At 35.2% G+C, this 26,251-nt stretch carries 24 protein-coding genes and 3 pseudogenes; 15 read left to right on the top strand and 12 right to left on the bottom strand.

Going from position 1 to position 26,251, the window contains the following annotated elements; genetic code table 11:
* Nucleotides 1-17: 17 nt before the first annotated feature.
* Complete coding sequence (locus tag M4Z11_RS01750) at nucleotides 18-1,412, top strand: TrkH family potassium uptake protein (RefSeq protein WP_249675371.1); 1,395 nt, start codon at nucleotides 18-20, stop codon at nucleotides 1,410-1,412.
* 240 nt (nucleotides 1,413-1,652) lie between these two features.
* On the opposite strand, the gene M4Z11_RS01745 is transcribed toward M4Z11_RS01750, so the two are convergent.
* Together M4Z11_RS01745 and greA are read right to left on the bottom strand one after the other, a co-directional pair.
* Entirely contained in the window at nucleotides 1,653-2,711 is a 1,059-nt protein-coding gene (locus tag M4Z11_RS01745; RefSeq protein WP_249675367.1) for a glycosyltransferase family 4 protein, read from the bottom strand.
* A gap of 6 nt (nucleotides 2,712-2,717) precedes the next feature.
* Entirely contained in the window at nucleotides 2,718-3,191 is a 474-nt protein-coding gene (gene greA, locus M4Z11_RS01740; RefSeq protein WP_249675365.1) for a transcription elongation factor GreA, read from the bottom strand.
* A gap of 288 nt (nucleotides 3,192-3,479) precedes the next feature.
* Here greA and M4Z11_RS01735 point away from each other — a divergent pair, with 288 nt between their 5' ends.
* The 4 genes from M4Z11_RS01735 to M4Z11_RS01720 all read left to right on the top strand — a co-directional run bounded on the left by M4Z11_RS01735 (nucleotide 3,480) and on the right by M4Z11_RS01720 (nucleotide 7,934).
* On the top strand, nucleotides 3,480-3,797 hold the full coding sequence (locus tag M4Z11_RS01735) for an SH3 domain-containing protein (protein ID WP_249675363.1): 318 nt from the start codon (nucleotides 3,480-3,482) through the stop codon (nucleotides 3,795-3,797).
* Nucleotides 3,798-4,093: 296 nt separating this feature from the next.
* The gene (gene uvrB / locus M4Z11_RS01730; protein ID WP_249675360.1) at nucleotides 4,094-6,514 is read left to right on the top strand and encodes an excinuclease ABC subunit UvrB; all 2,421 of its coding nucleotides are present in this window, start codon (nucleotides 4,094-4,096) and stop codon (nucleotides 6,512-6,514) included.
* A 482-nt stretch (nucleotides 6,515-6,996) separates the two neighbouring features.
* On the top strand, nucleotides 6,997-7,212 hold the full coding sequence (locus M4Z11_RS01725) for a cold-shock protein (RefSeq protein ID WP_078680574.1): 216 nt from the start codon (nucleotides 6,997-6,999) through the stop codon (nucleotides 7,210-7,212).
* A 185-nt stretch (nucleotides 7,213-7,397) separates the two neighbouring features.
* The gene (locus M4Z11_RS01720; RefSeq protein WP_249675358.1) at nucleotides 7,398-7,934 is read left to right on the top strand and encodes a BA14K family protein; all 537 of its coding nucleotides are present in this window, start codon (nucleotides 7,398-7,400) and stop codon (nucleotides 7,932-7,934) included.
* Nucleotides 7,935-7,995: 61 nt separating this feature from the next.
* Here the strand turns inward: M4Z11_RS01720 and M4Z11_RS01715 are convergent, their stop codons facing one another.
* On the bottom strand, nucleotides 7,996-8,640 hold the full coding sequence (locus M4Z11_RS01715; protein ID WP_249675353.1) for an MBL fold metallo-hydrolase: 645 nt from the start codon (nucleotides 8,638-8,640) through the stop codon (nucleotides 7,996-7,998).
* A gap of 157 nt (nucleotides 8,641-8,797) precedes the next feature.
* Here M4Z11_RS01715 and M4Z11_RS01710 point away from each other — a divergent pair, with 157 nt between their 5' ends.
* The gene (locus M4Z11_RS01710) at nucleotides 8,798-9,499 is read left to right on the top strand and encodes a response regulator (protein WP_249675350.1); all 702 of its coding nucleotides are present in this window, start codon (nucleotides 8,798-8,800) and stop codon (nucleotides 9,497-9,499) included.
* A 7-nt stretch (nucleotides 9,500-9,506) separates the two neighbouring features.
* On the top strand, nucleotides 9,507-10,847 hold the full coding sequence (locus M4Z11_RS01705) for an ATP-binding protein (protein ID WP_249675347.1): 1,341 nt from the start codon (nucleotides 9,507-9,509) through the stop codon (nucleotides 10,845-10,847).
* Nucleotides 10,848-10,899: 52 nt separating this feature from the next.
* Here M4Z11_RS01705 and M4Z11_RS01700 read toward each other — a convergent pair whose 3' ends face one another.
* Nucleotides 10,900-11,400 (bottom strand): type III secretion system chaperone family protein, encoded by a 501-nt coding sequence (locus M4Z11_RS01700; RefSeq protein ID WP_249675672.1) that lies wholly within the window; start codon nucleotides 11,398-11,400, stop codon nucleotides 10,900-10,902.
* Between the two features lie 378 nt (nucleotides 11,401-11,778).
* Nucleotides 11,779-12,051: an accessory factor UbiK family protein gene (locus M4Z11_RS01695; protein ID WP_249675344.1), complete on the bottom strand. Its 273-nt coding sequence runs from the start codon at nucleotides 12,049-12,051 to the stop codon at nucleotides 11,779-11,781.
* Between the two features lie 218 nt (nucleotides 12,052-12,269).
* Here M4Z11_RS01695 and lgt point away from each other — a divergent pair, with 218 nt between their 5' ends.
* The 3 genes from lgt to pgeF all read left to right on the top strand — a co-directional run bounded on the left by lgt (nucleotide 12,270) and on the right by pgeF (nucleotide 15,047).
* Nucleotides 12,270-13,127: a prolipoprotein diacylglyceryl transferase gene (gene lgt / locus M4Z11_RS01690; RefSeq protein ID WP_249675342.1), complete on the top strand. Its 858-nt coding sequence runs from the start codon at nucleotides 12,270-12,272 to the stop codon at nucleotides 13,125-13,127.
* Nucleotides 13,127-14,203: a class I SAM-dependent methyltransferase gene (locus M4Z11_RS01685; RefSeq protein WP_249675339.1), complete on the top strand. Its 1,077-nt coding sequence runs from the start codon at nucleotides 13,127-13,129 to the stop codon at nucleotides 14,201-14,203. The genes lgt and M4Z11_RS01685 overlap by 1 nt, the downstream gene beginning before the upstream one ends.
* 64 nt (nucleotides 14,204-14,267) lie before the next feature.
* Nucleotides 14,268-15,047 carry a peptidoglycan editing factor PgeF gene (pgeF, locus tag M4Z11_RS01680; protein WP_249675336.1) on the top strand — a complete coding sequence of 260 codons (780 nt, stop codon included), beginning with the start codon at nucleotides 14,268-14,270 and terminating at the stop codon, nucleotides 15,045-15,047.
* 292 nt (nucleotides 15,048-15,339) lie between these two features.
* On the opposite strand, the gene M4Z11_RS01675 is transcribed toward pgeF, so the two are convergent.
* Nucleotides 15,340-15,807 (bottom strand): hypothetical protein, encoded by a 468-nt coding sequence (locus M4Z11_RS01675; RefSeq protein ID WP_249675333.1) that lies wholly within the window; start codon nucleotides 15,805-15,807, stop codon nucleotides 15,340-15,342.
* Between the two features lie 575 nt (nucleotides 15,808-16,382).
* Between M4Z11_RS01675 and M4Z11_RS01670 the strand changes: the two genes are divergently transcribed.
* On the top strand, nucleotides 16,383-17,315 hold the full coding sequence (locus M4Z11_RS01670; RefSeq protein ID WP_078680585.1) for a ribose-phosphate pyrophosphokinase: 933 nt from the start codon (nucleotides 16,383-16,385) through the stop codon (nucleotides 17,313-17,315).
* On the opposite strand, the pseudogene M4Z11_RS07445 reads toward M4Z11_RS01670, so the two are convergent.
* Nucleotides 17,312-18,808: pseudogene (locus M4Z11_RS07445) on the bottom strand (ATP-binding protein). The gene M4Z11_RS01670 and the pseudogene M4Z11_RS07445 sit on opposite strands and share 4 nt — an antisense overlap.
* A 276-nt stretch (nucleotides 18,809-19,084) precedes the next feature.
* On the opposite strand from M4Z11_RS07445, the gene M4Z11_RS01660 reads away from it, so the two are divergent.
* Both M4Z11_RS01660 and pth read left to right on the top strand, forming a co-directional pair.
* Nucleotides 19,085-19,711 carry a 50S ribosomal protein L25/general stress protein Ctc gene (locus tag M4Z11_RS01660; protein ID WP_249675330.1) on the top strand — a complete coding sequence of 209 codons (627 nt, stop codon included), beginning with the start codon at nucleotides 19,085-19,087 and terminating at the stop codon, nucleotides 19,709-19,711.
* A gap of 69 nt (nucleotides 19,712-19,780) precedes the next feature.
* Nucleotides 19,781-20,374: an aminoacyl-tRNA hydrolase gene (gene pth, locus M4Z11_RS01655; protein ID WP_249675327.1), complete on the top strand. Its 594-nt coding sequence runs from the start codon at nucleotides 19,781-19,783 to the stop codon at nucleotides 20,372-20,374.
* A gap of 101 nt (nucleotides 20,375-20,475) precedes the next feature.
* Here pth and M4Z11_RS01650 read toward each other — a convergent pair whose 3' ends face one another.
* Nucleotides 20,476-21,159 carry a L,D-transpeptidase gene (locus M4Z11_RS01650; RefSeq protein ID WP_249675671.1) on the bottom strand — a complete coding sequence of 228 codons (684 nt, stop codon included), beginning with the start codon at nucleotides 21,157-21,159 and terminating at the stop codon, nucleotides 20,476-20,478.
* 258 nt (nucleotides 21,160-21,417) lie between these two features.
* On the opposite strand from M4Z11_RS01650, the gene ychF reads away from it, so the two are divergent.
* Nucleotides 21,418-22,521, top strand: a complete 1,104-nt coding sequence (gene ychF, locus M4Z11_RS01645) for a redox-regulated ATPase YchF (RefSeq protein WP_249675323.1) — start codon at nucleotides 21,418-21,420, stop codon at nucleotides 22,519-22,521.
* 138 nt (nucleotides 22,522-22,659) lie between these two features.
* On the opposite strand, the gene M4Z11_RS01640 is transcribed toward ychF, so the two are convergent.
* From M4Z11_RS01640 to M4Z11_RS07435, 4 genes and pseudogenes are all read right to left on the bottom strand, one after another.
* Nucleotides 22,660-23,106 carry a PRC-barrel domain-containing protein gene (locus M4Z11_RS01640; RefSeq protein ID WP_249675320.1) on the bottom strand — a complete coding sequence of 149 codons (447 nt, stop codon included), beginning with the start codon at nucleotides 23,104-23,106 and terminating at the stop codon, nucleotides 22,660-22,662.
* A gap of 84 nt (nucleotides 23,107-23,190) precedes the next feature.
* Nucleotides 23,191-23,986, bottom strand: a pseudogene (locus M4Z11_RS01635) (cytochrome c1).
* A gap of 71 nt (nucleotides 23,987-24,057) precedes the next feature.
* Nucleotides 24,058-24,798, bottom strand: a pseudogene (locus M4Z11_RS07440) (cytochrome b N-terminal domain-containing protein); the annotation flags it as partial.
* 108 nt (nucleotides 24,799-24,906) lie between these two features.
* A complete protein-coding gene (locus M4Z11_RS07435) occupies nucleotides 24,907-25,167 on the bottom strand; it encodes a Rieske (2Fe-2S) protein (RefSeq protein ID WP_409337877.1) in 261 nt (86 codons plus the stop codon).
* Between the two features lie 368 nt (nucleotides 25,168-25,535).
* On the opposite strand from M4Z11_RS07435, the gene M4Z11_RS01620 reads away from it, so the two are divergent.
* Complete coding sequence (locus M4Z11_RS01620; RefSeq protein ID WP_249675316.1) at nucleotides 25,536-26,012, top strand: tRNA (cytidine(34)-2'-O)-methyltransferase; 477 nt, start codon at nucleotides 25,536-25,538, stop codon at nucleotides 26,010-26,012.
* The last annotated feature ends 239 nt before the right edge of the window (nucleotides 26,013-26,251 follow it).

The following is a 26,251-nucleotide window of genomic DNA, read 5'->3' as shown; positions in this document are numbered from 1 at the left end:
TAATCATGGGAGGAACCATGCTTTTGCCAGCTCTTGCAGATTTACGAGATAACAATCACAATTGGACAATTTTTCTTTATCCTTGTGCTATTACAACTGTATTAGCAACACTTATTCTCTTAGCAACTAGAGGAGCTACCTGCCGTTTTTCAACACGACTTAGCTTTACACTAACCCTTTGTCTATGGCTAACAGGAAGTATAGTGGCAGCTCTCCCTTTTTATCTTTCTTCACTCCCAATTTCCTTAGCAGGAGCAATTTTTGAATCCATCTCTGGAATTACAACGACAGGCTCTACAGTTATTACTGGCCTTGACCATTTATCACGAAGCATTTTATTATGGCGCTCCATCATATGCTGGATTGGAGGGATTGGTTTTATCGGCTTAGCTTTATTACTTTTACCCTCATTACGGGTTGGCGGTATACAACTTTTCCACATGGAATCATCTGATAAATCGGAAAAAATATTACCCCGTATCCACCAAATCGCCAATGGAATTATTATTGCCTATATTGGATTAACACTAGCTTGCATGCTTTCTTATTTTGCTGCTGGCATGACATTATTTGATGCTATCAACCACGCAATGACAACGATAGCAACAGCTGGGTTCTCAACCCATGATACCTCCTTTGGTTATTTTTCTGATAAACCAGCTATTTTAATTGTTGCTACAATCTTTATGTTGCTCTCTGCATTACCTTTTGTTCTTTATATTAAACTGTTACTTCCTGGATACTCTAAACGTTCCATAGACCCACAAGTTATCGTTTTTCTTAGTGTTGTTTTTCTCTTTAGCTTTGCACTTGCAACCTGGTTGCGATTTCATAATCATCTTCCCTTCCACAAAATTTTTCTTGATGTCATTTTTCATCTTACATCTGTCATTAGCACTACCGGTTATAGTGCTGAAGACTACCAACTTTGGGGACCTTTTGCACTTGGTATTTTCTTTATTGTTTCTTTTATGGGTGGCTGTGCTGGTTCCACTTCTGGTGGTATAAAGGTTAATCGTTTAATTATCTTATGGCGTATTGCACAAACAAATATGACACAACTTCTTTCCCCTAATGCGATTGTAAAAGTGCGCTATGATCACTCAAATGTCTCTAATGATATTACTAAAGCAGTTTTACTTTTTCTGTGCCTTTATATGTTCTGTCTTCTTATTGGTACTGCACTTTTACTCACTACTGGACTTGATTTTACTTCTGCTTGCACAGGCGCTTTAACAGCGCTTTCAAATATTGGTCCAGGTCTTGGAAGCATTATTGGCCCTGTTGGAAATTTCTCAACCATTAATGATCACGCCTTATGGATTTTGAGTGCTCTAATGCTCGCCGGCCGTCTTGAAATTATAACTATCTTTATACTTTTTACCCGTTCTTTTTGGAACGAACAATTCTAACGTACAGTTTTCTATATTTATAATATGAAAATTCATAGAATACAGCATTATAGATGACATAAATTTTAAAACCAATTTTAATGTAATGAATATAAAATGCCAAAAGAGCTCTTAGTAAATCAGTACATCAAAAATTTTGAAGGAGTATAAATTAGAATCTTAGCACTATATTTATGAACGCGTGCATCTTGCTTTTAAAATATTATTTCATCTCTATTTAAAAAATAGACTACAATATATTTAAAATACTTTCTCTGCAAACATTTCTTTATAAACATGCCCAATTGCTATTGCTTCCTTTTCTAAAGGAAAATGTGTCTGAACATGAGTTAACGCTTTTTTCCCTGCCATTATTGTTTTTTCTAAATCAGAAAAATATAATTCAATCGCTCCTGTTAAAGCTACTCGATCTCCTGCAGAAACAACTGTTCCTGTTCCTTCTCTTATTAATTCTTCATACATCCCTGCATTACTAGCCACTACAGCAGTCTGAGATGCCATTGCCTCCAATGGTGTTAAACCAAAGCCTTCTCTACGAGAGGGAGCAACATAAAGCGAAAGACGACGATACCACAAAGGTGTATCCTGGATCTCACCAAGAAAAATAATACGATCACTTAAACCAGCAGTAGCAACTTTCTGACGTAATTGTTTTTCAAAGTTATAATGTTTTACTGTAGTACGACCAGCAATAATCGCTGTCCAATCTGGATAACTGGGCAATAATTCTAACATTGCATCCACAAATAAATCAGTGCCCTTCAAATAGCGTACACGTCCAAAGCATCCTATTGCATATTTTCCAGATAATCCGGAAGCTGAAAAATAATCATCAATGGTTTTCGGTGGTGAAAAACGCTCAAGATCCACACCATGCATAATAACTTGATGAGGAACTTCAAGATACTTTCCAGTGCGTTCACTTGTAGCAATCACTTTATCCATGCGACGAATTAACCATTTTGTAAAGGGCTTATGATGACGTTGAGATGCCGATGTAAAAATGAGTTTAAGCTTCATTTTTAAAACATCCCGTAAGAAAATCCCACAAAGCATCTCAATATTGCGTCGTGCATGCCAAATTCGAAATGATTTTCCTACTGGACTTTTCCATAAACCGAAAAGATCTTTAAAAGAAAGAGCAGGTAAATTTTTTGGCAACCCTATCCCTAAAGTGGATATATAAATACCCTGTTTTCGTTGCAATGGAACAAGATGAATAATCGTCGTTGTTACTCCTGATAAACGTTTCTTAAAATGCGGAACAATAATGTCAGTTTCTTTCAAAGATGCACGCATAACAATTTAGATATATTGAACCTTAATAATTTCATAATTATGCGCACCGCCTGGTGCATTTACTTCAATTACATCACCTTCTTGCTTACCAATAAGTGCACGTGCAATAGGAGAAGAAATAGAAATTTTACCAGTTTTTACGTCAGCTTCTTGATCACCAACAATCTGATAAACTTTTTTCTCTTCAGTGTCTTCATCCAAAAGATTAATAGTAGCTCCAAATTTAATTTTATCACCTGAAAGACGTGAAACATTAATAACTTCTGCTCGCGCAATATAATCTTCAAGCTCATTTATACGCCCCTCATTATGACTTTGTGCTTCTTTAGCAGCGTGATACTCTGCATTTTCTGACAGATCACCATGTGCGCGTGCCTCAGAAATTGCTTCAATAATCCGTCGACGCTCTTGTTGTTGGCGCCACCGTAACTCTTCTTTGAGACTTTCAAAACCGGCTGTAGTCATCGGAACTTTTTCCATGATCCGTCCCTTTCTTGTACACGAAAGACCTTATAAAGATATAAAAATCGGCCTCCAAGATGACTCTTGGAACCCGAAAATTACAGTTGTCTTTATTATATAATACAGAAATTCTGTTTTCCATATAAAAAATAAAAAGAGCACAGAGGACTCTTTAGTTACTTTGAAAGTGAATTTATATTTTAGATTTTAAATGTTTAGCAATATCTCTGTTATTATCGATATATTAAAGGATATAATTATCTGTTTTCTGTTTTATTATATTGAATAAAAGGATGTTGTGTAAAAATGAAAAATTTGCTTAATTTTTTTATAGCTGGCTCTCTCATTTTAGTAATAACACCAGCCGATGCTACAAATGCCATCGTAATAAAGAATTTGAATTTCAGAATAGGTCCGAGCACACAACACCCGCTTCTCGGCTGGATTCCGATAAACCAATCAGTTTCGATCCGAAAATGCAAAGGCAACTGGTGCCAAATTGATTATAATTCACGAACAGGTTGGGTATCATCCCGTTACCTTTCATTCAAAAATGGAAATGATCTTTACCAAATGTATATAAAGCGATCGATTACAGTACACACTCCCAATATCAAAAAATAATAGCCAAAAACATTACGAAGATTGCTTTACCGAACGTTATTAGCACTAGTCTCAACCTTTCTAGTACAAAAAGCATGACTTTGACCTTAGCTATCCCTTCACTTTACTTATAGAGAGGTATAACTCTCTAGGATCAATATTACAAAATGGTTACACTCCCCTCTGCCATATCACGGAAAATATTTTAACTAATTATCAAATGATAAAAAAGAAATTTCTTTCAAAAACAAATGCAACCAAAAACTTTTAATTTTTTTCTAAATTATATTAAAATAACTGTATAAAATGTTCTTATCATGTCACATAAAAAGTCAAAAACAACTCAAAAACAATTCAATCAAGGATCAATAGATCCGTCTGTAGTTATGAAACAATGCTCTAATACCAAACTTCATACGATCAAAAAACATAACGTTTCATCTGAAACCACAAATACTATATCACCTAAAAACATAACAACAAACGGCGTTACAGCAACAGTTGAAACTCTTTCTGCACTCATTACTTCAGGTAATCCCCTTTTTAAAAATGGTGCCTTATGGACACCTCATCGTCCTATTCGTCCTGAAAAATCTGAAGGTGGAATTCAATTTCAAATTAAAACATCCTTTCAGCCTGCCGGTGATCAACCCATTGCCATCAAATCTTTAGTCGAGGGAATTAAGAAGAATGAACGCACTCAAGTGCTTTTGGGCGTTACCGGTTCAGGTAAAACATATACAATGGCCAAAATCATTGAAAAAACGCAACGCCCCGCTCTTATTTTAGCACCAAACAAAACTCTAGCTGCACAGCTCTATGGAGAATTCAAAAACTTTTTTCCCAATAATGCTGTCGAATATTTTGTTTCTTATTATGATTATTATCAACCCGAAGCTTATGTTGCACGATCTGATACTTATATTGAAAAAGAATCCTCTATTAATGAACAAATTGACCGCATGCGCCACGCTGCAACACGAGCTGTACTAGAACGTGATGATGTCATTATCATCGCATCTGTATCTTGTATCTATGGAATTGGTTCAGTAGAAACTTATACAGCAATGACTTTCCAAATGCAAAAAGGCGACAAACTCGATCAGCAGAAATTATTGACTGATTTAGTTGCTCAACAATATCAGCGACAAGATATAAATTTTGTTCGTGGCTCTTTTCGTGTTCGAGGCGATACAATTGAGATTTTCCCTGCCCACCTTGAAGACCGTGCTTGGCGTATTTCGCTGTTTGGTGATGAAATTGAAACAATTACTGAGTTTGACCCTTTAACAGGACAAAAAACAGGAGATCTTCAATCCATTAAAATTTATGCTAATTCACATTATGTAATACCGCGACCCACATTAAATCAAGCGATAAAATTAATCAAAATAGAATTAGCAAAACGCCTCGATGAATTAAATGCAGCTGGTCGTCTTTTGGAAGCGCAACGTTTAGAACAACGTACAATATTTGATTTAGAAATGCTAGAAACTACTGGATCCTGTCCAGGAATTGAAAACTATTCCCGCTATCTGACTGGAAGAAAACCAGGCGAACCACCTCCAACTCTGTTTGAATATATTCCTAACCACGCTCTTGTTTTTATTGACGAGAGTCATGTAACAATTCCTCAAATCGGTGGTATGTATCGAGGTGATTTTCGACGGAAGGCTACTCTAGCAGAATATGGTTTCCGCTTGCCCTCTTGCATGGACAATCGTCCTTTACGCTTTGAAGAATGGGATGCAATGCGCCCACAAACTATCGCCGTTTCAGCTACACCTGGATGCTGGGAAATAGAACAATCACGTGGCATCTTTGTAGAGCAAATCATTCGTCCCACAGGGCTGATTGATCCACCAACAGAAATACGCCCAGTCAAAACACAGGTTGATGATGTCATCAACGAAATTCACCAAACAATCAAAAAGGGTTACCGTACATTAATAACTGTTCTTACCAAACGCATGGCAGAAGACCTGACCGAGTATCTCCATGAACAAAATATTCGTGTGCGTTACATGCATTCTGATATTAATACACTAGAGCGTATTGAAATCCTTCGAGATCTACGCCTTGGTACTTTTGATGTTTTAATCGGTATTAACTTACTTCGAGAAGGCTTAGATATTCCAGAATGTGGTTTTGTTGCTATCTTCGATGCTGATAAAGAGGGTTTTTTACGTTCAGAAACTTCACTTATCCAAATGATTGGACGAGCTGCACGTAATGTAGAAAGTCGAGTTATCCTTTATGCTGATAAAATTACTGGTTCTATAGAACGTGCTTTGCAAGAAACGAAACGACGTCGAAAAAAACAAATAGCCTATAATGAAGAGCATCAAATTACACCGACTAGTATTAAAAAGAATATCGATGATATTCTTAGTTCGGTTCACGAAAACGATCATAATGTCAAGATTTCTCATTTTATCACGCAAAATAATAAAGTTGGCAACAATTTAACCAACCATATTCAGCATCTCAAAAAACTAATGCGTAAAGCAGCTGATGATCTCAACTTTGAAGAAGCCGCTCAATTTCGTGATGAAATCAAACGATTACAAGAAATAGAATTAACTATCGCCAGCGATTCTTTAGTATATAATAATAAATATTCCCTTGATAAATCCATAAAACATTCAAGTCTTTTCACTAAACCAAATCTTGATCAAATGGGCCCTAATACTATGGATGTTGGTTTATTAGCAAAACGCAAAAAAGAAAGAAAATAATCAAAAAATACTTTAAATGAGATTTTAAAAAGAAATTCTTACAATAAACAGTCTAAAATCTACAAATTGCTACAAAATAATTAGCTCTTATAGAAAACCCTACCAATAGGTCCACAAAATAGTACCATATCATAAAAAATTGGAATAAAATATTTCTCTTTTCCATCTATTATCTAAGATAAATTAATAAGCCGCTATACTTACTATGAACTAAAAAAATAACATAAGAAAACCGATTCTATAAAGAAAACTCTTGTCAAATATTCTATTTTCAAGCAATCTTGTTTTTTTAGATAAATTGCGAACATTGGAAGGTGATATAAAAAGTCTTCTAGAAATGATTCTAGATTCTGAGTTGATAAAAAACAATAAAAAACATTTTCTAGATATCGTAACTTGCCTAAATATACCGTTTACGTAAGGTGCGTAATACGGGTGTTGACTATCTGCCTTACAAAGGCAATCAAATAAGGAAATATTCTATGGCTCAAACGGGCGAAGTAAAATTTTTTAACAATAACAAGGGCTTTGGTTTCATTAAACCTGATAATGGGAGTACTGATATCTTTGTTCATATTTCTGATGTCCAAGCCTCAGGCCTCACTGGATTAAATGACGCGCAAAAAGTATCATTTGACATAGAGCCTGACCGCCGTGGTAAAGGACCAAAAGCTATAAATATTAATGTTATGAGTTAATTTAAGCAAAGTCCGTTTTGTGAAATCGGGTTTAAAACCCGGTTTCATTTTACTATATTTAATTTTATATAATAAACTCTTTCTTTATTCGTTCTAGTGGAATAAAATCGAGCATTGTTCAGATTACATTCAGCTTAGAACATTTAAAGTGCAGACCAAGGTAAATTTGTATAAGGAGTATTGCTATGATAAAATTAACTAAATTAATAGCGTTATCAGCAATGTTGACAACAGCCATTTCAGCGCCGTTAGAGACAGTACTTGCTGCTGCACAAACACAATCATACCAACAGACAATTACGCGCACAACAGGTGGAACTGGACGTACTCCTCTCCAGTTTTCCAGTCAGACTTTTACAGCACAAAGAAATTTCGAATATACAGAACAAAATATTCACGAACGTCATGTAAGTCGTAGTAGTAGTAGTAGTGGTAATGTAGGTGGTGTTATTGCTGCAGGTCTTCTAGCCTTAACAGCAGGTATAATTATAAAAAATGCTTTAAAAGAACCTGAACAACCACAAGTTGTTTATCAAACCCCACCACCAAATCAAACGGTCTATCAAGTGCAGCCAACAGTAACATATCAACCTGCCCAGCCGTTAAATACAACAAGTTGGTATCAATATTGTAAAAAAACATACCGTTCCTTTAATCCAAAAACAGGAACTTTTCGAGGTCATGATGGCTTAGATCATGTTTGTTATGCTCCACTACAGTAATTTTCAACACCGCCACAAAAAAAACCGCTTTAAAGCGGTTTTTTTGAGTATAACTAAACCATTAAATCCCCTGAAGAAAAGGATTGTATTGGCGTTCATAACCTATTTCGCTTCCTGGCCCATGCCCGCAAATAAAGCTGACATTATCACCTAATGGCAAAACTTTTTCTTTAATTGATTTAATTAACTCTTCATGAGAACATAACGGAAAATCAGTGCGTCCAATAGCGCCACGAAAAAGCACATCCCCTAATAAAGCGAAACGCCTTTTTTCATTAAAATAAATAACATGACCAGGGGAATGGCCAGGTGTATGGAAGACATTGAACACATGTCCAGCACAATTAACACTATCGCCATCTTCTAACCATTGATCAGGAATACAAACACGCGCATCAGGCATGTGATAGATTTTTGCTCTTTCACTTACATCGTCCATTACTAGTTTGTCATTACGATGTGAACCAATAATTTGAATATCCAACGCTTCTTTAGCCTGCATGGCTGCTCCCACATGATCAATATGACCATGTGTTATCCAAATAGCTTCAACAATAACCCCTTTTTCTTGAATTGTTTGTTGTATCTTAGGCCAATCACCACCCGGATCAACTAAAACACCTCTTTTACTTTCATTATCAAAAAGTAAAGTGCAATTTTGTTGAAAAGGCGTAACCGGAATAATATACACACTGAAATCGCTCATTAGAACCCTTTTCAAAATTTAATATTTTAAAATCTTTTAGTTTATAGATAACATTTCTTCTGTCTTTATAAAGCAAAAAATTGTTCGCTCGACAGCTTTATATAACTTATGTAAAGTACAATTTATGTAAACTGAATTTTTTTTAAGGGTTTGAATCATGACTGATCACATTCAGACTTTATGTGATAATGCACCCCACCTTCTCGTGATTGATGATGATACCCGCATTCGCAACCTTTTATCCCAATTTCTCATTAAAAATGGATTTCGTGTTTCAGTCTCCGCTAACTCTGATGAAGCTAAACGTCAACTTAAAAGCTTAGATTTTGATCTTCTTATTGTTGATATCATGATGCCTGGTGAAAACGGTATTGATCTAACCTATTCACTCCGTCAAACAAAAAATGTTCCTATTTTAATGTTAACAGCTTTATCAGAAATAGATAATCGTATTCATGGATTAGAAGCAGGGGCAGACGATTATCTTGCCAAACCCTTTGATCCTCGTGAGCTTTTACTCCGCATTAATGCCATTTTGCGACGTGGCTCATTTTCTACCCAACCAAAAATTGAACAGATTATTTTTGGACCTTATATTTTTTCAATTTCACGACGTGAACTCAAAAAAGAAGGAGAAATTATTAAACTGACAGATAAAGAACAGGAAATGATGGTCATTTTTTCTGAACATGTAGGAGATACTATTCCACGCCACAAATTCGCAATGGATGATAACAATAGTGCACGTTCTATTGATGTGCAAATCAACCGTCTTCGTCGTAAAATCGAAAGCAACCCAACAACTCCTATATGGATCCAAACCGTGAGAGGAATTGGTTATAAACTTTCAATTGAATAGGCCTGAGATGATCGAACCTGCAAAAAAAATTGCGCGATGGTTATCTAAGAAAATGCCTAAACGGCTTTATGCTCGTTCTTTGATCATCATCATTGCTCCTATGGTACTCTTACAAACAGTAATTGGCTATGTTTTCATGGAACGCCATTGGCAAATGGTAACAGAACGTCTTTCAACCACTGTTGTCCATGATATTGCAGCTATTATCGATATAATTGAAACATATCCGCAACAGCATAATTATGAAGAAATTAAGCGTATTGCACAACAACGCATGGGACTAAACATCTCTCTCCTCCCACCTGATCCTCTTCCTCCTCCAGGACCCAAACCGTTTTTTGCCATACTTGATTACTTTTTAAGTGAAGAAATCACTCGCCAAATTAACCGTCCTTTCTGGATTGATACAGTTGGCGATTCTAATCTTGTCGAAATTCGTATCCGCCTTGATCACAATATCTTGCGCGTTTTTGCCATGCGCAGCCAAGCCTATGCCTCTAATACCAGTATTTTTTTAAGCTGGATGGTAGGAACAGCCCTTGTTTTACTGTTAATAGCTATTTACTTTTTACGTAATCAAATCAAACCAATTCAACAATTAGCCAAAGCAGCAGAAAGTTTTGGACGTGGGCATCCTTTACCAGAAGGATTTCAACCACAAGGAGCTGATGAAATACGCCGTGCTGGCATTGCTTTTTTACGTATGCGTGAACGAATTGAACGCCAAATCGAACAGCGCACTATGATGCTCTCAGGTGTAAGCCATGATCTAAGAACCATCCTCACACGTTTCAAGCTTCAACTCGCATTAGTAAGTAATGATTTTGATATTAACCCGCTTGAGCAAGATGTCAGCGATATGCAAAATATGTTAGAGGGTTATCTCGCTTTTGCACGTGGTGAAGGCAGTGAAAATATTAGCACCCTTGATTTAAATGTCTTGATGCAAAAGTTCTCCACTAATGCTCACCTTCATCAACGTAACTTCTCCTATACTATTGAAGGCTCCCCACAGATACAAGTACGCCCATATGCTTTTACCCGTTTGATTAGTAATCTTCTATCAAATGCATTTTATTATGCAAATACCATCCAACTCACAGCTAAACCCCAACAAGAATCTTTTATCATTACTATTGATGATGATGGGCCAGGTATTCAAAAAGACATGCATACAGAAGTTTTTAAACCATTTTTTCGGCTTGATCAATCACGGAATCAAGATGCAAGTGGAACAGGTCTTGGTCTTTCTATTGCCCAAGACATCGCACGCAGCCACGGAGGTAACATTCAATTAGATGATAGTCCATTAGGAGGTTTGCGCGCTATTATAGATATTCCTCTATAAAACATATTCAAAAACTTTTTTAAAGAATAATAAGAACAATATATTGAAGACTTTAAGCATTTCCTACGGTTTCAAATAAAGCATACTGTAGTGCTTTATGAGCGCTTTCACCAGCCCAAGCAACCATTTGAAAAGCAGCATAATGACTTTCACAAATTTTAAGTGCATAGATCAATAATGTTTCTACTTGTATATGTGATGGGTGTACACCACCTGCTAAAAGAAGACCCTGCCGATAAATAACCGTATTATCTCCTTGCCAATAATCAAAATGTCCTAGTAACAATTTCTCATTAATTGCCAACAACAAACGCTGTATCTCTGCTATACGAGTATTTTCAATAAAAAAATCAAATGCACAAGCTAAATGAAGAGCCTCTTGCTCCTCCATCCATGAAAAAGAAAGACGATAACAAGCTCGTTTTCCTTCTACGCAAACGCTAATTTCATCTTGTGCATTCCGCTCAAAAGACCAATCATACTTAAAAGCAATTTGTTCGATAAAATCAACCGGATGCTCTTCTCGCTCTGTGGCTCCAATGGCAAGCCTCATCATGAACCCTCAATAATTAAGAATATTACCAATACAATGGAAAAAAACTATCATCGTAACAATACTCGCCACAATCAAAGCCTTTACACCAAACAAATACACACTAAAACGTAGCCAACACACAACACCAGGAAATAAATGATAATATTTCCTATAATAATATGGCTTGATAAAGAAAAAACGAATCATCAAGCAAACTCAGTGTATTGATACAATTTCGTAGCGCTAGTCCCTTAATTTAAAAAAAATAATTTTTTGTAAAAAATGAACTAAGAATAAATTGCTCATTTGCTCTAACAGACTCATGATTAAGGATTTTTCAGTTTCATACACAGTATGGAAAAATTGGGGATTATTTTTTCTAAGACTATTTGTTGCTTAAACTGTATCTTTTTTAACTTTTTTTCTGTTGTGTTTTTCTAAATCATCAAGACGTTTTTTCAAATCAGCATTTTCGGCATAAAGTTTAAGAACCATTTCCTTAATAACTTCAAATTCTTCGCGTGAAACAAGATCAAGTTTATTAATCATCCTTTCAGCCTGTGAGCGAACAGCTGTTTCAGCTTCACGCCGTACACCTTGTGCAATACCTGCTGCATCCGTTGCTAATTTTGCCAGTTCATCAAGAATACGGTTTGATCCATTATACATAAGCTTTCCTTTAATTTTCATTATTTATATACACACTGTAATGCATTTTATAATATTGAAAGATGTACTTGTTTTCCTAATAGATATTACTTTAATCTATCAGTATTCTTTCACCTCCACCAATAACAGCAACTAACCTCTGACCCAACTTGACCATTTTGTATTCATCTGTCATGGTTTGATAATCATATAACTTCATAAATGTAAAGCTTTCACTCATGAATGATTTCCCTTTTTGCCAAGCTATTGCTTTTCCTCTCTTTCTTGATCCAGTGATCATCCGTTTAGGACCGATAGCATTCCATTGGTACGGATTTGGTTATGTTGTAGGCATTTTGTTTGCCTGGTGGTATGCACAAAAATTACTTAAAAAAAAGTCCCTGTGGCCTAAAAATAAAGCGCCTATGCACCCCCAAAAAATGAGTGATTTTGTTACCTTAGGTACTCTTGGGATTGTGGTTGGCGGCCGCTTAGGACAGGTACTTGTGTGGGATCCTATTTATTATTTCAAGCATCCGGTCGATATCATTGCCGTATGGAATGGTGGTATGTCATTTCACGGAGGACTTATAGGTATAATCATTGCTATGATTTGGTTTTCTTATAAAAACAATATTAACGTATGGGGAATGTTTGATACAATCGCTGCAGGCGTTCCCATTGGCATTGGTATTGTACGGATATGCAATTTCATTAATCAAGAATTATGGGGGAATGTGACTACTGTTCCTTGGGCAGTTTGTTTTTATAACGATCCTCAATATCTTCCACGCCATCCTAGTCAACTTTATGAAGCATTTATGGAAGGATTTCTTCTCTTTATCATTTTAGCCATTGCCATTTTTTCTTTTAAAGCATTAAAACGTCCTGGAATAATAACTGGAATATTTAATATAAGCTATGGAATAGCACGCAGCATTTCAGAAATTTTCCGTGCCCCTCAAGAGGATCCAGAATGGTTTGCGTCTCTCTTCCACTCTACTGGAGTTACCTATGGTATGGCTTTATCTTTGCCGATGATTCTTTTTGGTTTTTATGCACTTCTTCAAAATTTTAAATATAAGCTTACAAAATAATGTCTAATCTAAAAGAGAGAATTAAAGAAATTATTATTCTCAATGGACCAATCTCTGTTAGCCAATATATGGCATTAGCACTTACGGATCCTCAATTTGGCTATTATCAAAAACAAAAACCCTTTGGACATGATGGTGACTTCATCACAGCACCTGAAATAAGTCAATTATTTGGAGAGATAATTGGCATTTGGGCCATTATGAGCTGGCAAGCTCAAGGTTACCCTAATCCTTTTATCCTAGCTGAAATAGGTCCAGGACGCGGAACTCTTATGGATGATGTTTTACGTACTATTCGTAAAATTTGTATAACAGCATTCAACGCTGCTGACATCTTTCTTATTGAGATAAGCCAACGCCTTGCAGCAGAACAAAAAAAACGTCTTCTCTCTTACCAAAAACAAATTTATAGTATTGAAAACTTTGAACAAATTCCTTTAAAACCTCTTATTATAATTGCAAATGAGCTTTTCGATGCACTCCCAATTAACCAATATATAAAAGTCAATGGAGAATGGAGAGAACGTCGCATTACACTTAATCAAGAGGGTGGTTTTACATTTACCATTGATGTACATAAGTTTCCTTCTACTTTCTTACCACCCCACTGTGCTCAAATGTCCAATGGAACAATTTTAGAATACGCGCCCTTACGAAACCAATTAGCACAAAAAATTAGTAGCCGTTTAATGCAAACACAAGGCTCTGCTTTACTCATCGATTATGGTGCATCCGATTTTGCATTTGGAGACACGCTGCAGGCTATATCAAAACATAAATTCTGCGATATTTTTTCTGCTCCTGGTGAACATGATTTAACATCACATGTTGATTTTTTTTCTTTGAAAACAATCGCCATTCAACAGGGTTGTTTTGCTGAAATTCTAGAACAAAGAGATTTTCTTTTCAAAATGGGAGTGCTGGAACGTGCCCAAAAGCTTAGTATCAACAAAAGCACAGCAATGAAGAAAAAAATTCACCAAGACATCGAACGATTAACTGGTCCAAAACAAATGGGTAAACTTTTTAAAGTTCTTCACATCAGTGATAAAAACATACAAATACCTTATTTTTAACCACAAACAATAACAAATCATTTCAGATACCATTTTCGTTTCAAATAATCATAAGGGAGCCTTTATGGAACCTATTCTTGCACAAGATTTTTGCAATTTACACTTACATAATATCAAACATGGCTTTTTTACACGCCAAGGAGGTGTATCAAAAAGCTTTTATCAAAGCCTCAATGTCGGACAAAACTCCAACGATTCTCCTGAACATATTATGCAAAATCGTACCTTAATCGCTAATTATTTTGATATTGAAGTGCAAAATTTAATTACTGTTAACCAAATACACTCTTGTGAAGTTATCGTCGTTGATCAAGCTTTTATCGGAGAACTTCCAAAAGCAGATGCTCTGGTTACAACAAAAAGAGGATTAGCAATTGGTGTTCTGACAGCAGACTGTGGACCAATTCTTTTTTCTGATCCACAAGCGGGTGTTATTGGTGCTGCACATGCTGGTTGGCGAGGGAGCTTGAACGGAATTTTAGAAAAAACAATCTCAGTAATGGAAGAACAAGGAGCCAAACGGCAATCAATAACAGCAGTACTTGGACCATGCATTGGTCCATGTCATTATGAAGTAACAAGTGAATTTTATAACCAATTTATCGAGCACAATAACGAGTTTGAAAAATATTTTTCAAAAACAGATAAAGTACACCACTTTAATTTTAATCTATGGACATTTATTATAAACAAACTCGAGCAAGCGGGGATCCGTATTTCTTGTCTAAAACTTTGTACTTATCAAGATGAAAAGCGTTTTTTCTCCTATCGACGTGCAATACATCGTAATGAACCCGATTATGGACGACAAATTTCCGCCATTATGCTAAAAAATAGAGAGTAAAGTTGCTTTTTACTTCAAAGAATAAGAAAAAAATTCCTATTCAAATAAATTGTGGAAATTTTTATTATTGGTTATTTTCTTCTCAAATAAACTGTTTGTACGCAAATTCTAACAGCTTTGCAAATAGCCTTTGCTATATTCCACAAAAACAACTCTTCAATGTTAATAATTATTAATTTATATTAAATCAAATCTCTTGATACAATTATATCTTCTTGTTTTAACAACTCTTAGTAAATAACTTTCAACCTCAAAACGCCGTATAATATTAGTTTCATAAAATCCTGATATGCTATAAGTACATCTTGTGAACTCGATCATTTTTAGAATCCTTGACATTGTTACAAATCTTGGTTCTGCAATAAACATTGGAGCTACCCCAAATCATGGTATTACCAGAAACAGTGTTTTTACCACAAATTTTAACGTTTCTAAAAACTCTTGCTTCATCGTAAATTGCAGCATTTTCAGTAACTTTAGCATTATCATAAATCATAGCATTACCAAAAACTTTAGCATTATCATAAATCATAGCATTACCAAAAACTTTAGCATTATCATAAATCATAGCATTACCAAAAACTTTGGCATTATCATAAACCCAACAATTTCCCTGATGTGATAAATTCTTTTCATCCTCAATAAAACTACCAAGATCATCTGTTTTTACGTCTCCAAAGTCTTTAAGAGCTCTAATACGATAAAGTGTATGAGAACCAATTATTATTTTTTCATCTGTAAATTCATATTTTTTTAGCATAAATAATCTACTTATTTTATATTCAAAAATTTTTAAACTAAATATCTAGAGTATCTTTCTAACACTTATCATTCATACTATCTAAAACTATCTTACTCAATTGAAAATTCACATCGCCAGTGTAAGCTCATAGCCTTTCATAAATTTTTATTACCTCATCAAGCAATCTCTCTCATAAAAGATTAAGATTTATGCAAAATTTTACGAAGAAACATAAACGCATATTTGGAAAATTAGAAAAGCTGGATATCTAAATTATTTTTGGTATTCTCCTTACTTCATGAAATAAATGAATAAAAACGAGACGGTATAAAAACTAAGAAAATTCTTTATAAAACAGTATTTTTTCTCATAACACTGACTACTTCTAAACAATTTATCTCTTGTTAGCTGTTTTTTCATAATTTTTTAAACATTCTACAAACAGTAAGTATTTGACATAAATCAACGAACTACATTCATTTTGAAATAATGATAGTTAATTTTTCATTCTTTTATAATTGTTGACTTGCAATCTAATAGTAAAAAGTTAAAAATCGTTTCATATTCAATCGTAATTACTTAGAGGTTCTATTATGAAACTTTTTTGCGGCAATTCTAATCCATGTCTTGCTGAAGATGTTGCAAACTATTTAAGTATTCCTCTAGGCAAAGCAACTGTAAAACGTTTTGCTGATCAAGAGATTTTTGTAGAATTGCATGAGAACGTACGTGGGCAAGATGTATTTGTTTTGCAATCTTCATCCTATCCAGCGAATGATCATTTAATGGAACTACTCATTATGATTGATGCACTTCGTCGGTCTTCAGCACGTCGTATTACAGCTGTCGTGCCTTATTTTGGTTATGCTCGCCAAGATCGTAAACCTGGACCACGCACTCCTATTTCGGCAAAACTTGTTGCTAATCTCATTACTCAAGCAGGTGCTCATCGCGTTTTGACATTAGATCTTCATGCAGGACAAATCCAAGGCTTCTTTGATATCCCAACAGATAATCTTTATGCTGTTCCTGTTATTGCTCGTGATATTAAGATGCATTATTCTCTCGAAAATGTTATTGTTGTTTCACCTGATGTTGGTGGTGTGGTGCGTGCACGCTCCTTAGCCAAGCGCTTAAATAGTCTACTTGCTATTGTTGATAAACGCCGTGAACGCCCAGGTGAATCAGAAGTAATGAACATCATTGGTGATGTAACTGAAAAAGATTGTCTCTTACTGGATGATATTGTTGATTCAGGTGGTACTCTATGTAACGCAGCGAGCGCCCTTTTGCAACATGGCGCAAGAAGCGTCACTGCTTATATTACACATGGTGTGCTTTCCGGCAATGCTATAGAACGCATTACCAATTCAGAAATGAAAGAATTAGTGATTACTGATTCAATCATGCCAACCAAAGCAATTAAACAAGCCCATAATATGCGTATCTTGCCAATTGCTGATTTAATCGGAGAAGCTATTGCAAGAACAGCAGCAGAGCAGTCTGTTTCAAGTTTATTTGGTTAAATTGGTGCCTTTAGATCTCCTGGTGCTGTTTCTAAATTAAGATCAGGAAAAGTTACCACGCACTTACCACTAAAATCAGTATGAATAACAATAAGCCCACACTCTTCAAAATAAATTAAAAGACAGCGTGCACAACTTAAAGAATGAGTTCTATAAAGACGCACTAAAACTGCATCTGATGGGCAAGGCTTCCCCTTTACTGCTGCCTGCACGACACGCAAAAATACACCTTGAACATTATTTTCTAAACTTTTTGATAGATGTAAGGCGCGCTTCTACTCTTCTCTTACAACACCTTTTTCATCAATAGAGGCCTGAGAGATAGCCAATTTACGACGAAATTGTGAAATATTAGGCAGAAACTCTGTTACACCATGAATACGACAACGTATCAAAAAATCTTGATAAAGTACTACTTTTGAACAATACGCAACTTCAGGATCATTCATCATTTTACGAATAATATGTTCTACCTGCATTTTGTAATCAATTGCTGAAATCTTTAGAGAGGAATGTTTATCTTCCTTTATTAATCTTTGTTTTTGCGCACAACCTTTTCTAATATTTCATGAATTTTTTATTTTTTTACAAGCTCTAGTGAATGATGACATGGTGTCGTTTTTTTTCAGATAAAGCAGTAAAAACAAGTTTTTTGCATCTGTTCTTTCCGTTGGAAGCGGTATTAGTTTCGGACCAGCAGAACATGTTGATGTTTCAACAGGACCAACAATAACCGATAAAGAACGCCATGATAAAGCAGGTCCTAAAACAATAAAGTGACCGCGCTCAAGATTTCGAAAAATTTCTGCTTGACGACGCTTCATTCCTAAAAGATCAGCAGCACGTATCATATCAATATCTAAAAAGTGCGTTCTATTAAAAAATTTGATGCTTCCGCAGCCACGTTTTTTGCAAGCTTAGTTAAACGTTGTGTAGCAATAACACCAGCAAGACCACGTTTATGTCCTCGACACATTAAATTGATCATAGCACTAAACGAAATCTTACGTACTTCATCAGAAACCTCCTCTGCTGTAGTTGGAGCAAATAATTGCGCTTCATCAACCACAACTAACATAGGATACCAATAATCACGCTCAATATCAAAAAGTACTCCAAGGAAAAACACCAACAGCGCGCATCTGTTGTGGAGTATCTAGTTTTTCAAGATTGAACACAGCTGAAACTCGATGTTGGCGAATCCAATGAGCAATTTGTATCAACTCTTTTTCGTTCCGTTGAATTTCAATAACAATATGGCCAAATTTATCAGCCAAAGTCATAAAATCGCCTTCTGGACCAATAACATACTGTTGTAGCCATGAAAAACTCTGTTCAAGAAGACACCAAAAAAGATGTGATTTTCCTGAACCAGAATTACCTTGTACGAGAAGACGTGTTGCTAATAATTCTTCGAAATCAACGAGCGCTGGAACTGATTTACGCAACGGGCCATATTCTGATACTTCACCTAAGGCAATCTCAACTTTCATAAGATCTCCACTATTCAATCTTTGAAAATTGATATTGATTCTACATTTTTCAGCATACTTGTAACATTTCCTCTTCCATAAGGATAGAAACCAAGGATTTTTCCTACAACTCTTGCATCTCCTAATGGTTTGAATTATAGAACAAGCTTCTGTGTAGACACCCTTGGAGGCAACATAGAATAGGGTAATCGCCGTTGTGCAGCGTATATCTTCGTATTCATGCAAAACCACTACTGGTTTTCATGATTCTCCAATTATATAAAAAGGACTTTAGTTATGAGCAAAAGCTACACTTTTAAAGCCGAGATACGCGAGCGGGTTGGTAAGGGGTCCTCCCGCAAACTTCGTCGTAATGGTTTCATTCCAGCTGTTATTTATGGCGATAAACAAACTCCTTTAGCAATTTCAGTTCCCTATAAAGATATTTTCTATAAAATTCATGCTGGTGGATTTCGTACTACTGTTGCAACTATTGAAATTGATCAACAAAAAATTCAAGTTTTACCAAAAGATTATCAACTTGATCCTGTCCGTGACTTTCCTATACACGTAGATTTCTTACGCATTTCAGCAAAATCTGTCGTTCATGTGCACATTCCTGTACACTTCCTTAATGAAGATATAGCTCCAGGAATTAAACGAGGTGGTGTCTTAAATATTGTGCGCCACGAAATTGAATGTACTGCACTAGCGCATGCCATCCCTGAAGCAATTGAGATTGATCTTTCCAGTTATTCCATTGGTGATTCTATTCATATTTCCGCAGTACAATTACCAAAAGGTGTTACACCAGTCATTCAGGAACGAGACTTTACCGTTGCTACCATTGCTGCCCCTGCTAACACAAGTGTGAGTGATGATCCTTCAGAAAAAGAGAACAATGAAAACAATGTAAAAAACTAAAAAATTTTATTAGATGAAACTTCATCTTTTTAACGCTTTTTGTTTTCTTATACTTTACCGGAGGTGCACATGTTGCTCATTGCTGGTCTTGGCAATCCCGGTTTTCACTATAAAAATAACCGCCATAATATTGGTTTCATGGCTGTCAATGTTATTCACCAAATCTTTTCTTTTTCTCCATGGTCAAAAAAATTTCAGGCTGAAATCTCAAACGGTTTTATAAACAATGAAAAAATTATTCTTATAAAACCGCAAACTTTTATGAATTTGTCTGGTCAATCAATTGGCGAAGCCTTGCGATTTTATAAATTAGACTTGAATAATCTTATTGTCATTTACGATGAGCTAGATTTACCACCCGGTAAAATAAGAATAAAAATTGGAGGAGGAAGTAATGGACATAATGGCATCAAATCTATTGATAGTCATTGCGGCACTAACTACTGCCGTATACGCTTAGGTATTGGACACCCTGGTCCCAAAGAGTTGGTTAATCAGTATGTTTTGGGAAATTTTACCAAATCTGATCAAGAGTGGCTAACCCCTTTACTAGACGCAATTGCAAATAATATGGAACTCTTAATAAAAAGAAATAATAATTGTTTTATGAATAAAATTACATTGGCAATGGAAAGATTTACAATAAAGCACCATCTCACTTGAATACATAAGATACACACGCCCCTTGATATCTTTATCTGAAGGAAATATCAAAGTTAAGTGAGATATAAAACTCAGTTAATAAATCCTATAACTTATTACGATTAAATAAGCCCGTTTAATGTATTTTCGTTATTTTGCAATACCACTACACGTGAGCCATCAGGAACGCGATTATAAAGATCAATAATATCTTGATTGAGTAGACGAATACATCCACTAGAAATAGCGCGACCAATTGACCAAGCTTCATGTGAACCATGAATACGGAAGAGGGTATCTTTCCCATTTTTAAAAAGATAAAATGCTCGTGCCCCTAATGGATTCTCAGGACCAGGAGGCATACCCTGCCCTAAATGACCATAACGTTCTGGTTCACGCTCCATCATTGCCTGAGTAGGAGCCCAACGCGGCCATCGGCGCTTATATTGTATAATCCCAACACCTGTAAATGCCAACCCTTCTCTGCCAACACCAATACCATAACGTAAAGCTTTGCCATTTTCACCAACAAGATAAAGAAAACATGCTTGAGTATCTACAACTAATGTACCAGCAGAATAATCTGTCTGATAATTGACTTGTTGACGCCAAAATTTTGGGTCAATTGTTGAAAGATTAACCGCAGGTAAAAAATAAGGTTCATTTGTTACAGGCCCATATAAGTCCTGTATTTCGGGTGGAACATACTGGCCCTGTTGAGAAAAAATAGGTATATTTGATTGACGTGTAAGACATCCAGCCAAAGCTAAAGGCGTTGCGATTAAAAAAGCTCGACGAGATAACAATCTCATATTTTCTCCGATTATTTATTTTCGAAAATTTTGCATACTACGAAAAACTTACTGCACTATTAATATTTATTAGTAAAATCATTATTTAAAGTAATGTAATAATAAAAAAATTATAGTAATTATTCATTATATTTTTCACACTATCACAATAACTACAGACTAGAACTCTTTTCAAAACATGCTATAGAAATACCAATAAAGCTTTATTTTGACCACAAGAAATAAATTACAATCAACAAAGAAAGAGAATCTATGGGCTTTAAATGCGGTATTGTCGGATTACCCAATGTTGGTAAATCCACTCTCTTTAATGCATTAACAAAAACAGCTACAGCACAAGCTGCCAACTATCCTTTTTGCACAATTGAGCCTAATACCGGTGAAGTTGCTGTCCCAGATCTACGGATGAAAAAAATCGCCTCTATTGCCGGATCAAAAGAAATAATTCCTACACGTATTAGTTTTGTTGATATTGCAGGACTTGTACGTGGTGCTTCAAAAGGTGAAGGTTTAGGAAATAAATTTTTAGCGAATATTCGTGAAGTTGATGCCATTATCCATGTTTTACGGTGTTTTCAAGATGAAAATATTACACATGTAGAAGGACGAATTGATCCTATTTCTGACGCCACAACCGTTGAAACAGAACTCATGCTCTCAGATCTTGAAAGTCTTGAACGACGAATCATACAAATTCGTAAACGTGCAACCGGAAAAGATAAAGAAGCCCTTGCTATTCTCCCTATCATGGAATCTGCATTAAAATTGTTGCAAAAAGGATACCCTGTACGGTTAATGCTCAAAGATATTTCTGCAGATGAACGATGCATTCTTAATGCTTTGAATCTTTTAACATCAAAACCCGTGCTCTACGTTTGCAATGTAAGTGAAAATGAAGCCGCTCATGGTAATAACTTTACTCAAGCAGTTGAGAAAATGGCAACAGAACAGAATGCACAAACTATTATCATTGCCGCTTCTATCGAAGCTGAAATTGCCCAACTTACTGACGAAGAAGCTTTAGAATATCTTAAGGCTTTAGGGCTTTTTGAACCTGGCCTCAATCGACTCATTCGCACTGGTTATGATTTACTTAACCTAATTACTTACTTTACTTGTGGCCCTAAAGAAACGCGCGCATGGACAATTGTGCGTGGAGTAAAAGCACCGCAAGCTGCAGGTGTTATTCATTCAGATTTTGAACGTGGCTTTATTCGTGCACAAACTATTAGCTATGAAGATTATATTGCTTTGGGTGGAGAAAATGGAGCAAAAGAAGCAGGAAAAGCTCGCGATGAAGGTAAAGAATATATTGTGCAAGATGGTGACATCATATTGTTTAAACACAATACTTAATATGCATTTCTTTTAAAGTCTTAAATCTCTTAACCCTTTAAAATTCTTCTTTATATCGAATACTTCTGTGTTCTTAAAAAAACTTTCAAATAAAATAGCCGCATTATAAACGGCTATTTTATTTTTGATAAGACAAAATTAACGATTCCAGTGACCTTCATATTTAAATTCTGGAGCGCTTTTTAAGGAATCCTTTGTTGCATTGATAATAAATTTCCATTTACCATAATCATTTGTTTTCTGAATTGTATCAGGAGAAACAACTATATAACGTTCTCCTATACCAAGAAAACCGCCAATACCAATGACAATTCCTTCGACACTATTTTCACGTAAAATAATATCTTTTACTTCACCAATACTTTCATCTTCCATATTGTATACATTAGCACCAATAAGGCTTGAAGCAACAAAATCAGCTGCTGAAGGCGTAATATAACGCGCGGCCATATCTGAACCAACCCGTACAATACCTGTTGATGAAATCACCTCAGTTTCAAAAGGTGTTGTCGTTGTAAAAGACTGAGCATACGCACCAGAAACCATAAAAATTGACACGAAAGCAGTGCAAACAATTTTTTTCATTTTATAATTCTCCGTTTTTACTTTATAAACTCTCAATGCATCATTATAAAATTTGTTCCCTACACGCTTTTAAGATAGCTTATTCTATGTGTTTATTTTTTTCATTTTTTGTTTTTCTTTATCTAAATTATACCAAATTCTTCTTTTCATACTATAAACAAGCACTCCCAAAATAATTAAAAATAAGATAACACAAAAGCCAGTCCTCTTACTAAAATCCATATGAGGATTAACTATACACATTAAAATAGACAAAACATCACCTACAATAAAATAAGGATCATACCAGTAACCTTCAGCAATTCTTTATCCTTTGGAGCCCTCTGATGTCCTGTTAAAAGAGCTGTAATATAATCAAGACTAGCAGTGTTATCATTGGTCAAAACATCAATAATCAAAAGCAGGGAATAGTAAAGAAATAGAACGCATACATTCCATTAACGATAAATCAGGAGGTTCAGCACCATTATGTATAAATTTGGCTTCTTCAATATTAGCAAAAGAGAAAGGAAAATAATCTAATACAATACCAGAACCAAATCTCTTTAAAAACTTTTCTTCCCGATTAGGACTATCGCTTACTTCATATTGCACAGCAAAAGCTTTAATTTGTTCCTGGTTATCACCCAGTACCTTTAAATCACGAAAAGATACATATTTTAACCTATGACAACTAGCACATTTTTTTATAAACCTTCAACCTACGTCGTAATTGCGCTTTATCATAAATACCGAATGGTCCCGAAAAATTCCAATCTTGTCTTTGAGGCACATACAAGGAAAAAACATATCCTCTCTTATCAACAATATTTTTGGCAATGCTTTGAAAAGAAAACGTCATAACTCCTATGAAGATCAATCCAACAAAGGCCCTTATCATAGTCGATTTGTTCTCTATTTTAGATCTTCCATAATTGAAGCAGGCATAGAGCTTCTCTTTTCAACAGAGAGTATAATTGGTAGAATAATCAAAAAAATATCTTTGATAAGTGCATAAGGAGAAAAAGGAACACTTTCCTCATCGATTGCACTTCAATTCCTGTTAGATTGCTCTGTCCAACTTGGTAAATTGCCCAAATATGAAGGTCTATAAGAAAAAATAAAAAACGACAGCACATAATGAAAAACATAAAAATGGTTAAGCGTCGGCTGCCCCATACTACCACCAAGAAGAGTTTCATAGCACTATGTTTCAAAGAAAGGAATAACTTTAAAAAAACCAGTAATTACCAATGCTGGAAAAGTGGACATCACCGCCCTCATCAACACATAACCCAAAATGCAACCATCATCATAATGATATAAACGAAGATACCTATCATCCAAATCATTTCTCGCATATTTGTATAAGAACCATAATAAAGCCTTCGTGCTAAATGGATGTAGACAGCAATAAAAAAAGAAGATACCATAGAATACCTAGGACTAAAAAGCTAACCAAACTGCCCTTCACGCCTCTATCATTCACCTATTTCAAGGACTAAATAAACATTTGATACATAGTGCATAGCTAATACAATACCTGTCAAAAGCTATAATGGTTTAAATAGCACCAAATGTATCAAAATAATTAAGGTTATATGGAACAGGAAAAACTATAAACATATTTTATAAAAAATGAGAAAGAGGCAAACGCTTATAAAACCAACGAGCAAGAGCGCTTTCAGGAAGATAAGGAAAAAATTTCCTCATTACATTATCCTATTCTCAGTAAAGCACCAGAAAGAAATTGATAAGTGAAATGGCTAAATTGTAATTAGCTGATTTTGCTCATATCCTTCCAGATGTATCATAAACAGATCAATGACAAGGACACAACCATTCATAAAATTGACCTGATCGGTCAAGTGTTACACAGCTCAGATAAGTACATAAATTGATTATAATCAACCAATTTCCACGTCTCTTTCCTGCTGAACACGCAAAATCCGTTGTTTTTTTATTATTAAGGTCAAGATTGCGTACTTGACAGGCTTTAAGATCACTCAATTTAATCACTTGAGATTCAGCTATTTCTTTTGCAGTACGATTACGAATGACCACACGCTCTATCCACGTCATTTTACCGTCACTGACATGCCTTCTTCAATACTCGATAGATCAAACTTCAATAGAATCAGTAGATTAAACAGCTTGATCAGGATGCAATTGACTAATAAAAGACATGTAACTGCACCAACCTTCACCATACCAGCAACACCTGTTGCTAAAAATAAAAAAATCTATGAATCATTTTATTTTCATCTCACATACATCTTACTGATTTCAATTCTTTATTTCCTATCTTTTTGCACCATAAAAGTGACCTTCAAAAAAATATTTTCGCATATTCTAATTGTGTTCTATTGTATAGCTAAATAAAAACTATCTCTTTGATATCACTATCGCTATAAATAACTTCTTTATAAATCAATCTACAAATACTAAATATGACACTTCACATAGCTCTTTTTCAACCTGATATTGCTGGTAACACAGGAACAATCTTACGTCTTAGTGCTTGTTTTGGTCTGCATGTACACATTATTGAACCTGCAGGCTTTGATCTATCCGATCGCAATCTTAAACGTGCAGGTATGGATTATCTTGAACGAGCCTCCTTAGAACGCCATCTTGATTGGCAGAATTTTATTGATACCATGCAGCGCTTTAACCGTCGTCTTTTGCTCTTAAGTACAAAAGCAAAAACGTATTATACAGAAATATGTTATCAGAAAAACGATGTTTTACTTTTTGGCCGTGAATCAGCAGGTGTCCCTGATTATGTTTATAAAGCAGCTGATTATGCCTTAACAATTCCTATGCTGCCAAACGCACGCTCTTTAAATCTTGCAATAAGTGTTGCTATGACAACAGGGGAAGCACTTCGTCAAATTGGTTATAATGAAATAAGACAAACCTTATAATAAAAACTAAACTTCATAGCCCTGCCAATCTTCATCACAGAAGCTATTTTATCAAACGATAAAGTTTTTAATAGGTGCTAGAAATTGCATTGGAAAAATGAAAATTATTAAGTTTGATTGTCCTATTTGTTACAACAACTTTATAAAATGATTTTAGTAACAAATAGCGTGAGGGAAAGCATCATATTTTTAATGCGAATACATTTTACAGTACGCTTGAATTTTTACTCAATTATTGC

The organism is Bartonella bilalgolemi, from assembly GCF_023500045.1.
GTDB lineage: Bacteria > Pseudomonadota > Alphaproteobacteria > Rhizobiales > Rhizobiaceae > Bartonella > Bartonella bilalgolemii.
The sequence above is the reverse complement of the archived record's forward strand: the minus strand, read 5'-3'. Positions and strand labels throughout refer to the sequence as shown.